13 protein-coding genes and 1 pseudogene are annotated in these 13,332 nt (G+C 67.6%); 6 read left to right on the top strand and 8 right to left on the bottom strand.

Translation table 11 applies throughout. The annotated features are described in order from the left end of the window. Positions 1 to 49: 49 nt before the first annotated feature. Entirely contained in the window at positions 50 to 238 is a 189-nt protein-coding gene (locus tag AB0C62_RS34785; RefSeq protein WP_362980123.1) for a hypothetical protein, read from the bottom strand. 377 nt (positions 239 to 615) lie between these two features. Next, positions 616 to 1,251, bottom strand: coding sequence for a DUF1524 domain-containing protein (locus AB0C62_RS34780; RefSeq protein WP_362980121.1), 636 nt, complete (start codon positions 1,249 to 1,251; stop codon positions 616 to 618). 452 nt (positions 1,252 to 1,703) lie between these two features. Here AB0C62_RS34780 and AB0C62_RS34775 point away from each other — a divergent pair, with 452 nt between their 5' ends. Next, a complete protein-coding gene (locus AB0C62_RS34775; RefSeq protein WP_323186488.1) occupies positions 1,704 to 1,949 on the top strand; it encodes a DUF3761 domain-containing protein in 246 nt (81 codons plus the stop codon). Positions 1,950 to 2,160: 211 nt separating this feature from the next. Here AB0C62_RS34775 and AB0C62_RS34770 read toward each other — a convergent pair whose 3' ends face one another. Further along, a complete protein-coding gene (locus tag AB0C62_RS34770; protein ID WP_362980119.1) occupies positions 2,161 to 4,044 on the bottom strand; it encodes a DNA/RNA helicase domain-containing protein in 1,884 nt (627 codons plus the stop codon). Between the two features lie 88 nt (positions 4,045 to 4,132). On the opposite strand from AB0C62_RS34770, the gene AB0C62_RS34765 reads away from it, so the two are divergent. The 4 genes from AB0C62_RS34765 to AB0C62_RS34750 all read left to right on the top strand — a co-directional run bounded on the left by AB0C62_RS34765 (position 4,133) and on the right by AB0C62_RS34750 (position 7,858). Continuing rightward, the gene (locus AB0C62_RS34765) at positions 4,133 to 4,489 is read left to right on the top strand and encodes a nucleotide pyrophosphohydrolase (protein WP_266621123.1); all 357 of its coding nucleotides are present in this window, start codon (positions 4,133 to 4,135) and stop codon (positions 4,487 to 4,489) included. Then, entirely contained in the window at positions 4,486 to 5,490 is a 1,005-nt protein-coding gene (locus AB0C62_RS34760) for a hypothetical protein (protein WP_362980117.1), read from the top strand. The genes AB0C62_RS34765 and AB0C62_RS34760 overlap by 4 nt, the downstream gene beginning before the upstream one ends. A 686-nt stretch (positions 5,491 to 6,176) precedes the next feature. Beyond that, positions 6,177 to 7,088: a helix-turn-helix transcriptional regulator gene (locus AB0C62_RS34755; RefSeq protein ID WP_362980115.1), complete on the top strand. Its 912-nt coding sequence runs from the start codon at positions 6,177 to 6,179 to the stop codon at positions 7,086 to 7,088. Between the two features lie 641 nt (positions 7,089 to 7,729). Continuing rightward, positions 7,730 to 7,858 carry a hypothetical protein gene (locus AB0C62_RS34750; RefSeq protein WP_362980113.1) on the top strand — a complete coding sequence of 43 codons (129 nt, stop codon included), beginning with the start codon at positions 7,730 to 7,732 and terminating at the stop codon, positions 7,856 to 7,858. Positions 7,859 to 7,925: 67 nt separating this feature from the next. Here the strand turns inward: AB0C62_RS34750 and AB0C62_RS34745 are convergent, their stop codons facing one another. Continuing rightward, positions 7,926 to 8,132, bottom strand: a complete 207-nt coding sequence (locus tag AB0C62_RS34745; RefSeq protein WP_362980111.1) for a DUF397 domain-containing protein — start codon at positions 8,130 to 8,132, stop codon at positions 7,926 to 7,928. Positions 8,133 to 9,157: 1,025 nt separating this feature from the next. Then, positions 9,158 to 9,490: an Lsr2 family protein gene (locus tag AB0C62_RS34740; RefSeq protein ID WP_362980109.1), complete on the bottom strand. Its 333-nt coding sequence runs from the start codon at positions 9,488 to 9,490 to the stop codon at positions 9,158 to 9,160. Between the two features lie 849 nt (positions 9,491 to 10,339). On the opposite strand from AB0C62_RS34740, the gene AB0C62_RS34735 reads away from it, so the two are divergent. Beyond that, complete coding sequence (locus AB0C62_RS34735) at positions 10,340 to 10,741, top strand: hypothetical protein (protein WP_362980107.1); 402 nt, start codon at positions 10,340 to 10,342, stop codon at positions 10,739 to 10,741. Between the two features lie 267 nt (positions 10,742 to 11,008). On the opposite strand, the gene AB0C62_RS34730 is transcribed toward AB0C62_RS34735, so the two are convergent. From AB0C62_RS34730 to AB0C62_RS34720, 3 genes and pseudogenes are all read right to left on the bottom strand, one after another. Then, on the bottom strand, positions 11,009 to 11,536 hold the full coding sequence (locus AB0C62_RS34730) for a hypothetical protein (RefSeq protein WP_362980105.1): 528 nt from the start codon (positions 11,534 to 11,536) through the stop codon (positions 11,009 to 11,011). A gap of 606 nt (positions 11,537 to 12,142) precedes the next feature. Beyond that, a complete protein-coding gene (locus AB0C62_RS34725; protein ID WP_362980103.1) occupies positions 12,143 to 12,919 on the bottom strand; it encodes an ABC transporter permease in 777 nt (258 codons plus the stop codon). Beyond that, positions 12,916 to 13,332: pseudogene (locus tag AB0C62_RS34720) on the bottom strand (ABC transporter); the annotation flags it as partial. The gene AB0C62_RS34725 and the pseudogene AB0C62_RS34720, both read right to left, overlap by 4 nt.

Raw genomic sequence — 13,332 nt, 5'->3', positions numbered from 1 at the left:
CGGGGCCTGGGCGTGTGGATCGTGGGCCGGCGGCCGTGCATCGGAGTGATCACTGCGGATGTCCCGTGACGCCTTCTGGCATCGGTGGTTGTCCGGGCATGATGCGAGGAATCATGACCTCCTTGGCTGCCGCGGCGGTCTTTGTGTCCATGCCCGCCGCTACAGCTTCGGCGGTGGCTCTGACATCTGAGCCGCCGGCGGTGGCAAAGGCCCGGTGCGCGACGAAGTACAGAGTCACGGGTGAGGTGGTCGCTGTGCGGCGGCCTGCTTGGAATGACGGCCCGGTGGCCAAGCCGGACAGCCCGGTCGACCACTACGTACACCGCGGCGATGTCCTGGTCTCGTGCGTCGAGACGATGGCGCGGACGGAGCGGGGCCCGGCGTACCGCAAGTGCGGCCGTGCTGGATCGGTGTGGCGTGTAGTGCGGGGCGGGCAGGTCCCGGCCACGTGTCTGCGGCGGATCTGAGCGCCCTCGCCGAGCTCCCCCGCCGGTAGGGCTGGAGGGTTTTGCAGTGTCGGGGCGCAGACGGCCACGGCCGCGCACAACGGCCGTGGCGTGAGGAGTCGCTGCAGGCCGCCCGATGGTTCGCGGCCTTGCCAAGGGTCGTCCGGTCTCAGTTGGTGCAGGTGTCGATCATCAAGGACAGGGCGGTCTTCTCGTCGTCGGTGGTGGTGAGCTTCCAGATCGACTTGATGTGCGTGTAGTCCTTGCCGTAGGTGCACCAGAAGGCGTGGTTGGTGGGCTTCCAGTCGGCGGGGCCGCTGTCGGACTTGGAAGAGTTGGAGGACTCCGAGGCGATCAGGAGCTGGGGGTCTTTGAGGTCGTTGCCGAAGGCTTTGCGCTGATCCGCTGTCCAGGTGTCGGCGCCGGAGCGCCAGGCTTCGGCGAGGGGCACCATGTGGTCGATGGTCGCGTCGGCGACAACGGTGACGGTGGTGTCGTCGTAGGCGGAGTACCAGGAGCCGCTGGACGGCTGGCAGCTGTCGGCCTGGTCCTGGACGTTGTTGCCGTCGCGGGCGAGGACGTCCTGGCGGGTGGTGCAGCCGTCGGGCTGGGCGGCCCAGATGGCGAACTTGTCGCGCGCGTAGCCGTCCATCGAGTGCGGTGCGGCGACCGTCAGGGCGGCGAGTTCACTGCGTGCGGTCGTGGTCGAGGGGGGTGCGGGAGGCTCGGCCAGGGCCGTTCCTGCGCACACGCCGAGGATGACGAGGGAGGCGGTGGGCAGGCCGAACGCCGTGCGACGGAACATGAACTCTCCAAAAAAGGGTGGGGGGTTGGAGATGCGTTTTTGAGGAAACCGCACCACACGCCGATGCGCTACGCGCGTCAATCCGGTGTTTCAACCCCTCCACGCCGCCTTCACCCAGCCCTCATTGCGCTTGCAGTCGCCGGGCCGTTGCTCCCCACGGTTCGGCGGTGCCCTGCCGGTTGCTCCCCTACGGTCGTTGCCCCAGGGCGGTTGTCCCGCGTCGGAGCGCTGACGCCGAACCGGCCTCGCGTAAGGCGCTGGCGGCCCGGGGCGTGGCATGCCGCGGGCCGGCGGTGTCGGGAAGGTCTGGTCCGAGCAAGTGTGCGTCTGGGTCGAACACTCGGTGACGGCCCGGGTACGAGTGTCACGGCCTGACGATCAGGGGCTGGTGGACCGCCGGCGGGGCCGGCGGGCGGTGCATGATCGCCTCTCCGGATCACTGAGGGGGCTTTATGTTGACGACATTCCGAGGCGCTGTGGCTGCTGCCGTTATGGCGGGTGCGCTGTTGGCGCCTGTGGCTGTTGCCACCGACGCTGCGGCCGCGTCATGCGCCCGGCACACGACGGGTGTCTGCAAGGCGAACTCGTCCCACCCGCGCGGGGCGACGGCCAAGTGCAAGGACGGCACCTACTCCTACAGCGCCAGCTTCCGAGGCACCTGTTCGCACCACCGGGGAGTCAAGTACTGGTACCGGTAGGTGTCAGGCAGGCCCCCCTCCCCCGCGGCGCCGGGAGCGTGCCGCCAGGGCCTGCGCAGAGGTGACGGCGAAGATCCCGTCGGCACCCGCTCGGGTCACGCCGGCCCGGATGAGGACGGGTGCGGCCCGAGCGGGGCGAGCGGGGTGGCCGGTCCGAGATCAGCACCTGCCTCGACGCGGATGCCCTCGCGTGGCTGGTCTCCCTGCCTGCCTATCGGGCATGCGGGGAGACCAAGGCGTGGAGAAAGGCCTGCGTCGCGGGGTCTGTTGAGTAGATGCGCGTGCCGCGGGTGCCGCGGGTGGCCAGCACGCGGTAGGTGTTCAGTGCGTAGGTCAGGTAGCGGTGCGGTGGAAGACGGCGGAGCTGTCCGTCGTGGCTTTCTTCGGGGTGGGCGATCCACTCGTCGCCTCGCCGGACCAGGTCGGCGCCCATGATGACGGCGTTGTAGGTGTACTCCATTCCCTGGGCTGTGTAGATGCAGCCGACCTGGTCATGACCGCCGGTGTCGGTGGCCCAGAAGGGGCGTGCGGGGACGTCGGGGTGCTCGAAAGCGGGTTCGTCGGCGCGGGAGTTCCATGGGCGTGCCCAGGTGGTTGGTCCATCGGGCCCGTTCCAGGTGATGGCTACTTCCGGCTTCAGGGGTGGCGTGGAGGGGGAGTCCCAGGGCCAGCAGAAGCCGGCCGTCACGCGTGCGGTCTGCCCGTGGCGGATGTGGTCGGCGACCCACTGCTCGAGCTGTTCGGGGTTGGCCGCGATGTCGAGGTCGTAGTCGCTGCCCTCCCACAGCGGGGCGGTGCCGCCAGGCTGGTAGAGGTCGTCGGCCCATTGCTGGTAGGCGCGTGAGCCGTTGCAGCGGAACTGGCTGACCAGGTCGATGTGGGCGAAGCCGAATCCGGCGTGCTGTGCGTGCTGTTGGAGCTGTGTGAGGGTGAGGCCTTCTGTGGGCCGTACGATCTGGCGTTCGTCGAGGAAGAGGACGGTCACGGCGGCCCGCTGGAGGAGCTTGCCCAGGATCAGCGGGAAGGCGCCTTGTTGGTGGTCGGGGTAGGTGCGGGCGCGGTGGGCCTCGTCCAGGAGGACGACGCTGTCGTCGGTGATCCCGGAGGGCATCTTGTCGGTGAATGTGCTGAGCAGGCCGCGGAAGTCGTCGCCGACCGTCCTGCGCAGTTGTCGTGTGAGGGTCCCGGACGGGGACAGCAGTCGCGGGTTGGCGTGGGGTTGGTTGCACAGGTCGCCCAGCAGGCGGCAGGCGATGACGGTTTTGCCGGTGCCCGGTCCGCCGGTCACGACGACGATGGTCTTCCTCCCCCGCTCGCGTGCGGCATCCACGGCGTGCAGGACCTCCTGCCGGGCCCGGTCCTGCTCGCCGATGAGAGTGAAGGCGTCGCGGCCTTCGATGACTTCGCCCGCTCGTTCCAAAAGCGATGGTGAAGGGCGGTGTTCGACCTGAAGGAAGCGTTCGATGTCCTCTGCGCTGGCGGGGCTCAGTTCGGCGCAGCCCAGCCTCTGGGCCAGGGCGTGCGGTGAGGGCTGCGGGGTGAGGTCGTCGCGCCCCAGGATCGGGTAGGCGGCGGCTGGGCCACGAGCTGCCGGGGCGCGCAGGTCGGTGACCAGGTCGGCGGGAGCGTCGTGGAGGACGACCGTGCCGCGGGCGGTCAGGGGGAAGTCGTCGCGGTTGACCCACTGCTGCAGGTAGTGCACGTAGCCGCCGACCTGGCGGGCGGGGTGCTGCACGACACGCTCTGCGATGCGGACCATGCCGGGCCGGGCGGGACTGAGTTGGGCACGTGTCCACTGCTTCAGTTCGATCGCGACGGCGCACAGACGTCCGTCGGCGTCCCTGCCGAGGAGCAGGGCATCGACCCGCTCGCCCGTTGCGGGCAGGGAGTACTCCAGCAGCAGGTGCAGGGTCTCCAGGCCGGCAGAGCAGAGGATCTTTGTCAGGGCGGGCCAGCTGCGGCGCCAGCTGCGGACCTCTTCCTCGCTGGGGGCTTGGCCGAACACTTGCTTGAAGCGGTGTTCGGCTGCGGCGATGAACGTCTCCTGGCCCGCGCCGCGGGCCGCCTCGGCCACCGTGGCCCCGTAGAGATGCATACGCGATCTATATCAACCCCAACTGACATACGGCCAAGGCGCTTTGCGGGTTGGGGCGGTGGTGGTGGCGTCTGATACAGCTGTCGCCATGACATGGACGTCTCTGCAGCAGGCCCTGGCCCAGTTCGCCACCGAACGCGAGTGGGAGCAGTTCCACACCCCGAAGAACCTGGCGATGGCGCTGGCCGGGGAGAGCGGGGAGTTGCTGGAGATCTTCCAGTGGCTGACGCCGGAGCAGTCAGCGCAGGTGATGCAGGACGACGCGCGGGCGGTGCAGGTACGCGAGGAGATGGCGGACGTTCTGGCCTACCTGTTGAGGCTGGCGGATGTCCTGGATGTGGATCTCGAGCAGGCGCTGGCTGAGAAGATCGAGAAGAATCGTGCCAAGTACCCGGTGCATCTGGCGCGGGGCCGGGCCGACAAGTACACACAGTTGGGGGGATGATCCACGTCATGCGGATCGTGATGCAGCCGGCCCGCCGGTCGGAGAAGGACGTCAACCAGCACTACCAGGACACGATCGTTGACCCCGTGGTCTTCGACGAGCACGCGGACCTCCTGGACGCGACGACCATCGACCGGCTCAAGCAGCTCTTTCCCGACGGTCACGCCCAGATGTGGGGCGTCGTACCGGGCAAGAACGACGCCAACCTGTCGCGGATCAAGAAGATGCACCCCGGAGACTGGGTGTTCTTCAGCGGTGACAAGCGGATCTATTTCGGCGGCACCATCGCCCTGATGTGGCGCAACAAGGAGCTGGCCACTCGGCTGTGGGGAACCGACCCGGCCGGCAGCACCTGGGAGTACATGTACGCGCTGTCCGGGACCCGCGGCTTCGACATTTCCATCGAGGAGATCCGCACGCTCCTCAGCTGGAACCCCAAGCGCAACATCATGGGCATTTCCGTGCTCCACGAGGGCGAGAGCGACGCCCTGCAGACCCTGCTGACGCTCGACGCCTCGGCCGCGGCACTCGAACCGGTGGACACGGCTCAGGAAGAGGCCGCCGTGGCCGCTTTCGACGGGGAGCTGGAGCGCACGGCCCAGCGCGCCCAGCGGGGCGAGCAGTCCGCATTGAAAAGGCGCCTCCTGCAAGGGGCGACGGGGCAGTGCGCCCTGTGCGGACGCGCCCTGCCGGGCACGTTCCTGATCGCCGCGCACATCAAGAAGCGCGCCATGTGCAGCGATGAGGAAAAGCGGGATCTGGCCAACATCGCCATGCTGGCCTGCACGTTCGGATGCGACGCCGTGTACGAGCACGGATACGTATGCGTCGGCACCGACGGTGCGATACAGGCCAGTTCGCTGGCCGCGGAGATTCCTGAGGTCGAGGCCTACATCCAGCAAAAGCTTGTGGGCCGGACCGTCACCTGGTGGACGCCGAGCCGGGAGCCCTACTACCAGTGGCATCGCATCCACACGTTCAAGGACGTTCCACCGGTATGACCTTCGATCCTGACGCAGGCGCCGCCACTGCCGAGGAGGGCCGCCCCCCGACGGCAGGGCCGGACAGCAGCCCAGCGGAGCACGGGGTCGAGGAGTTGTACCTCGCCTGGCAGGAGGGCCTGCGTGCCTTGACTGCGGATGCCTCCCTCCTCGCCCGCTGGCAGGAGCATCGATACCGGTTCGCTCACCGAGTCCGCGTGGCCCTGTTGGGCGGTCGGCGCCTTGTGGGCGGACTTGGTGTGCCCCGGTGCTGAGCCGCATCCGACTCCGGTCGTGTCGGGCCTGATGCGGCGCCTGCCAAGGCTCGGAGCGCTGCAGAGGCTCGCGGGGGCCCGGCATGCGGATCGCCCGTCTGCCGGCGCTTTCGGCGCAGGGCACGAGGGCGCAGTCCCGGCGGGCTCCTTCTACCAGGCCGGACGGAGAGTGCCCAGCCCCTGATCGAGCCGGTGCAGCAGGGGGGTTGAGGTCGGGCGTGGATCGGAAGGCGGCCTCCCTGAGGGCACAGGCGCCCCCTGCGGCGCGGCAGTTGCCTCCGGGTGGGGGTGCCGTGGGGCGGCCGGGTCGGTGCTGCAGCAAAGAGGCGGAAGGGATTTGTGTCCGAGACGGCCAGCTTTACGCTGGTCGGCAATCGGGTATTTCCCACTTGGTGATGCCACAATCAGCGGTGTAGCAGACAGGGGGACGGCATGGCGACACCGCGTCCAGGAAATCCCGCGATTCAGCGACTTCAATTGCGCAGTGAGTTGCGTAAGGCGCGTAGTGCAGCCGCTCTGACGCAGCGTGAGGTTGCCGCGAGAATGGAGTGGTCACCGAGCAAGCTGCTGCGTATTGAAGCGGGTGAGGTGGGAATCTCCGTTCATGATCTTCGCCCGCTGCTGAGTCTCTACGCGATCAGTGACAGTGCGGTGGTCGAGCGGCTCCTGGACCTGGCGCGTGGCAGCAGGAAGATGCCGTTCACGGAGTACCGCGACATCTACGGTCAGCATTTCCTGAATTTCCTGGCCATGGAGTCCGCGGCGTTCGTGACGCGGGCCTTCCAGCCGCTCGTGGTGCCTGGCCTGCTCCAGACGGCTGAGTACGCCTCGGAGATGATCCGCGCCTACAGTGCCAACCGTTTCTCCGCGCCCCAGTTGCAGCGCCTGCTCGAAGGGCGTCTGCAGCGTCAGGAAGTGCTGGATCGCGACGACGGCGAGACCTACTTCATCCTGGACGAGGCGGTGCTGCGCCGGCAGGTGGGCGGGCCGAGCGTGATGCGCCGTCAGCTGCGCCGACTGGCGGAACTGGCGGCGCATCCCCGCCGGCAGATCATGATCTTTCCGTTCAGCAGTGGGACCGCCTCCGCGCTGGGGCCCTTCACTCTCTTCGAGTTCGAGAACGATCTGCAGAGGTTCGTCTACCTGGAGAACTTGCGCACTCCTGCGGACATCAGCACGGCGGAGGCGGACTTCGTCAAGCATCTGGAGGTGTTCTGGGAGTTGGAGGAACGTTCCATCAAGGGAGAGCGGGTACCGGCGGTCCTGCTGCAGATGGCCGAGGACATCGACAACGGCCGGGACGGGCCGTCCCCTTCACCGGCGTCCTCGCCGCCGGAGGACTGAGGGATCCGGCGGCTTGCTTCGGGTGTGCACGCCCGGGTGCAGGGCAGGAGCCGGGGGCGCATGCAAGCACAGAGGGGCTCACGGTGACCTTGGCCGGACATGACTGTGGCTCCGCTTCAGCGAAGCCACAGCCGGGAGCGGATCCGCTGCAACGGATGCGCCCCGGGGGCTGATCGCCCGGGCCACCGGAGACCAGCGTATGCACAACGGTCGCGCATCACCGGCGCGTTGGCAATCGTTCCAGGTGGGCAATGCGGTCGCGTGCCGGGCCGGTGAACCGTCCGTAGGAGATGTGCTCTGCCCGGCGGGGCCATAAACCATCAATCTGCTATGCAGCTTCCCGCGACACGGCCATCAGAAGTGCATCGCCGTTTTCGCGCTGCCCGGTCACCGAATGGATTGGACCAGCCGATTCCATTTCGGGCCGCCGTCGGCAAGCGGATGATCAAGGGGCTGGCAGGGCATTGGCCCGGCAGGCAGTGCACCGTCTGCAAGCGGTGGCACTGCAGTTCACGAAGTCCCGGGCCATCTGGAGTAGAGCCTTGTCCGAGAAAGACCGCGTTCCGGAGCAACGACCGGACGTCAGCCACCGCGCCGTTCACTCACCGCAGACCCACTATGTCGCAGCCGTCACGATCGCAATGGCATCACTGGCCATGGCGGTCGTCCTGCTCGTCCTGGCCCCCGGCGAGACGGGCATCACCGCCTCGGCGGCCGTCGCAACTGCCGGACTCACGCTCGCCGGGCGGCTCGCCAACCCGCCCCGCTGACCGCAGTCCCTCACCTGTTGTGGGTGCCGCTGGCGAGCCCGGCACCCACAACACCGTCGACGACTCGTCAGCCGCCGGCAACAGGTCGGCCGCGGTCATCCCACGCGGCCGACAGGAACAGACCCCAGGACTGGTCCGAGAATGCCAGCCTCCGCCTGGACGTGTCCTTGGTGTCGCGCACCAGGACATCGGTCCCGGTCCATGCCACCTCTACGCACTCATCCCCCTGCATGTCAGAGAAGGAGGATTTACGCCACGACCAAGACGGACCCATGCACGCGCCTAACTCTCACGGCCGCCGCACGGCACCGCGCATCGGCCACCTGACAACAAAAGACCGATTTGCCGGATTTGGCATCTTTGAGTGTACCTGCTGGAGACGCCTCTTCCCGCCACTCGCGAGGCACGCGTCACAGGGCTCCATCCCTACCAAACGGCTTACAGAGCCGAGAGGTTACCCCACCCCCGAACTCCAGGCGCCGTACCCTGCAAACCTCCTGACGCAGGTGCGACAACCGCACCCCATCAGGCTCCGCGGGACGCTCGCCGGCTGCGGGAACAACCGGCCGGACGGCCCGCGCTTCGACTTGCCACACGGCCCCATATCAGCGCCGGTGAGTGTGCAGTTGCGCCGCACAGGGCGGCCCGTTCAGGTGGGGATTCGGCAGGCAACCGGGGCGCACCGCTGCCCCTCCCTGACCCTCCAGTTACCTGCAAGAAGTCGCTCACACGCAGGGATGAAGACACCCACCCAGGCAGCACCAGACGCCGCTCATCAGCCGGGCAGTGACCGCCTCATTGCCTCGGCTCCACCACGTCACGCGCCGTGGGCGCCCTTCCCATTCACCACGCGGAGCCTGATTGCGCTTTCTCGTCTCGGGCGGTCTCAGGCGGAACACCGATCGAATCGGCTGAGGCAGCAGCCGAGATGCCGCCGCAACCTCGGGCGGCGGGCGTCGTAGCGCCCGATCTCGAAGCTGCATTTGATCAGCCGGGTGCGGGTGCATGCTGTCAGCACCATTGAAAGGACCCGCCAGTCACCTGCCGCGGCACCAGCCCCTGATCCCAGGTCGCCGCGTTCCCTTCGCCGGGGCACTGGGCGCCCCTTGGTGATATTCACGTCCGCGGAAAGCAGGCAGTCCATCCGGGCGGCCCTGCTTTCCGCGGACGTGACGCGAAAGGCCGTGTGGTACTTCAGGGCAGGCGGCATTAACTGACCCGTATGCCAAAATACCCTCAACAGCTTCATCTCCGTCCGTAAACGGACAGGAGTAACGCGGGAACGCAATGGGCGTGCGGTCAGTGGGCGTTGCGGTACGCCTCGTGAATAGCCGCAGGCACGCGCCCTCGCTCGTTGACCTGGTAGTTGTTCTCCCGAGCCCAGGCCCGGAGTTCCTCGGAACTGGGTCCCTCGGCCTGCACCTTGCGCGCCCGGCCTGCCCCACTCGTCCGGCCGGTCTTGCGGCCCTTGCCGATGAACGGGGCAAGCGCCTCGAACAGCTTGTCATAGTTGTCCGAGATCAGGTCGATCTCATAATTTACGCCGTCCAAGGAGAAGGTGTGCGTTCGCACCTCTTCGGATTCCGCACCCGTAAGGTCATCCGTGTAAATGGTAACAATCTTCTGCGCCATACGGGGATGGTACCCGCTTTTCTCCAGGTGTCCACTTCAGGGTTGCTCGGGAAGCAATCTCCGCCTCGCGAGCTCGAAGTCCTTCTTCTATTGCGGGTCGGGCAGTTCAACAGCAGATGGGGCTCTTCGCCTAATCACCGGATTCCTGCGCCCTCACCTCGCCCCTCTGTTCCCGAAGAGCTCTGGCGGCACCTCGGCGAATGCGCAGGCCGTGCAGGCGCTGTGACCCGTCGTCAGGCGGTGATCCCGTAAGGGCAAGCCGGGAGCGCTCATGCGACGGTTTCTGGTGAGCAGCAGCACCCTGACTTGTCGCTTCCGGCTGGCAGCCTCCTGCAGTTGACGAGCGATTGCTTCAACCGGAGGAGAACTCGTCATGCCGAACCTGTCCGGGCACGCCGCCACACCACCCTCCTGAAGACACCCCTCAGAGATCTTCATCTGATCGTCCAGTGCCCATCCCCTCTTGCCCTTCTCACCGCCCATGCCGGACCCGCGCGGTCCGGCCGCTGACGAACCGTCCCGGCGAGCGCACACGGTGTCCGACTCACCACGGGTCTGGCGGTGCGCTGCGGCGCTGACCACGCCAACTCGCATACGACGTCCGTGTACTCCGTCAACCTGGGGCGATCTCTTCGGCGCGTGCGGAGTGCTCTGAGCCAACAAGCCGAGGACGCCACACCCTGCAGGGCGGCGCTTGCGCACCGGTCCCTCCCTCAGCCATACCCCGCACATCGACAACGCCTTCTGGGTCGTTGAGTACAGGTGAACTCATCTGTCTCCATGCCGCCGACGCACCTAAGCGGTGCTTCGTCGGTCTGCCGTCTCTGTTCCGATGAAGCCGTCCCCGGCATGAGTCCTCTCCCCGTCGCCGGGCTCGAAGAGCAGGTCGTGCTGTGCGCGCCGTGCAACAGCCGTCGGCCCAGCCGCGGCACCAGCCGGCTGAGCCCCGCCGACTTCCACTGGGCGGCCCTGGAACGCCATGCCGCCCTGCTGCTCACCGCGTTCAAGGACGGGCAGTGGGTGCCCTACGTCCAAGAGCTGGTGTTCGCCGAGAACCTCGCCTGGTTCGTCTGGACCGAGGAAACCCTGCGGGCCGCAGTGCGCGCCGCGGACCCGTGGACCGCTGCGGGCCGCCTGGTCCGTGTCCTGGACAGCAACGCCTTCTTCCTCCTGCGTGACGTCCCTGCAACCGACCCCGCCCTGCACACCCTGCGCCGCCTCATCGACGCCCTGGCCACGGCCGCCGCGTAATCCGGTACCCGTACACAACAGGCCCGGTCCGGGAGGAAACCCGGACCGGGCCTGCGACGAAAAGCGTGGTCGTGAAGGGGCGGTCGCCTACGCGGCGAAAGGCTCCATAAGGCTTCAGCCGAACGATCTTCCTCATGGGCTATAGGTGAGGCCCGGGGACACTGTCCCCTTCGCAACCACGCCCTTCACAACACAGACCAGCCCGCCGTCATTCCCGCCGTCGACGGGGCCCGCCTCCGGCGCGGGCCACGGCGCCCGGCGGGGGGGTCAGGCGGCACGGCAAAGCATCGCTGGAACGGACGGTGCTGCCATGTCCGCCGCCGACGCCTGTACGGGCCAGGCAGCGCGGCCGGCGGCGGTCGCCTGGGGGCGGCTGCCGCGGGCGAAGACCACCAGGCGCAGCACCGCGAAGCGAGCAAGGCCAGCGGACGCGGACGCGGCCAGGTAGACGGTCTGCTCGAGCATTGCGCCCGGGGTGGCGACCAGTTGATGCAAGACGAACATGGCCGCACAGGTGAGGGCGAAGGCAGCGGCCGCGGAGCCGGCGGACTGGGCGTGCTGGCGCCAGGTCGCGTGTTCGCCTGCCCCGAAGGAGAAGCGGGCGTGCAGGTCGGTGGCCAGGAGTGTGGACACGACAGTGACGACAGCGTTGGCCGCGCCCCAGGGGATGTGGGTGGCGAGGGCGGCAACGGTAAAGCTGGAGGCCAGCCCCACGGTGCCGCCGAGGAGCGTGAAGCGGGCAAAGGCCGTGAAGGCGCCGGGCACGGTCTGCTGCCGGCTCTGTGTTGTCGTCATGGCCTGCCCCCTTTGGTCGCTCGTGCGTGGACGCGCCGCCAGACCGGCAAGGCCTCCCTACAGATCATTTCTTACATCAGAAACGCTACGTTGCATTCGCTGTTTTAGCAACGTAATTACGGTGCCAAATCTAAGTTTACGCAGGTAGAACGCATAAAAGCGTTGCAATGATTACCGAAGAAGGCAACGCGCGCCGTCGTCAGCCATTGCAATAGATTGAGCGTGAACGCTATGCCGCAGCGGTCGGCCGCCTTCACTCGGGCGCAGCCTCGCCTGCCGGCGCGGAGTGTGACTCTGTTCCTCGCGCACGCAGCACAAGCCCGCGAACTCCAATGTCCGCTATGAACCTGCGCGTTCGAGGGACGAGGAGTGCAACGCGGCGTGGGCGAAGCTATATGCCGCACGCACCGCTCATCTCGGCGCGATGCGCAGCGGCCCCAGCGATGATCGTGAGTGCGTTCCGGTTGCCCACCCCCGCCACGCCAGCGATCCGTTCACTGCCAGGCTCTCCCGCATGCGCAGGAACGGCGCACTCCGGCAGGTTGCCGGGATGCGCCGCCCTGGGGTGGAACGGTTCGCGGAGCCGGGGTCCGCAGCGCCATGACGCTATCGGGGATCGGCGTTGTACTGGGCCTGCGACCAGCGCCAGCCGAGGATGCTCAGGGCCGCGCACCAGGCCAGGGCGATCCACCAGTTGTTGCCGATCTCCGTGCCCAGCAGGAGGCCTCGCAGGGTTTCGATGGCGGGGGTGAAGGGCTGGTAGTGGGCGATCGGCTGGAACCAGCCCGGCATCGAGTCCAGGGGGACGAAGGCGCTGGAGATCAGCGGCAGCAGGATCAGTGGCATCGCGTTGTTGCTGGCCGCTTCGGCGTTCGGGCTGCCGAGGCCCATGCCGACCGCGATCCAGGTGAATGCCAGGGCGAAGAAGGCGAGGAGGCCGAGGGCGGCGAGCCATTCCAGGACGCTGGCGTCGGTGGAGCGGAAGCCCATCGCCACGCCGACCGCGCCGACCAGGATCACGCTCAGAATGGCCTGCAGGACGCTTCCGACGACGTGGCCGAACAGGACCGAGCCGCGGTGGATGGCCATGGTGCGGAAGCGGGCGATGATGCCCTCGTTCATGTCGGTGGCGACCGAGACGGCGGTTCCGACGACGGTGGAGCCGATCGTCATGAGCAGGATGCCGGGGACGATGTAGGCGATGTAGGCAGAGCGGCCCGCACCTCCGCTCATCGTGTCGCCGAAGATATAGACGAACAGCAGCAACAGCATCACCGGAGTGAGCAGCAGGTTGAGGGTGAGGGAGGGGTAGCGGCGCGCGTGGAGGAGGTTGCGGCGCAGCATGGTGGAGGAGTCGCGCACGGCGAGGGAGAGGGAGCTCATCGGACGGTCTCCTTGGGCTGGGTGGGGAGGGTGGTGTTGCCGGTGAGGGCGAAGAAGACGTCGTCGAGGTCGGGTGTGTGGACGGTGAGTTCGTCGGCTTCGATGCCGGCGATGTCGAGGCGGTCGAGGATGGTGCGCAGGTCGCGCTGGCTTCCGTCGCTGGGGAGTTGGAGGGCGAGGGCTTCGTCGTCGCGGGCGCTGTCGGCCAGGGCGCGGGCGGCGCTCTGGTAGGCGGTGGGGTCGGTGAAGCGCAGGCGGATGTGTCCGCCGGGGATGAGGCGCTTGAGTTCCTCGGCGCTGCCTTCGGCGGCGATCTTTCCGTCGTTCAGGACGGCGATGCGGTCGGCGAGTTCGTCGGCCTCCTCCAGGTACTGCGTGGTGAGGAAGACCGTGGTGCCGCCGGTGACGAGCTC

The organism is Streptomyces sp. NPDC048643 (assembly GCF_040650615.1).
Classification (GTDB): Bacteria; Actinomycetota; Actinomycetes; order Streptomycetales; family Streptomycetaceae; genus Streptomyces.
This window is presented reverse-complemented; position numbering and strand designations above follow the sequence as displayed.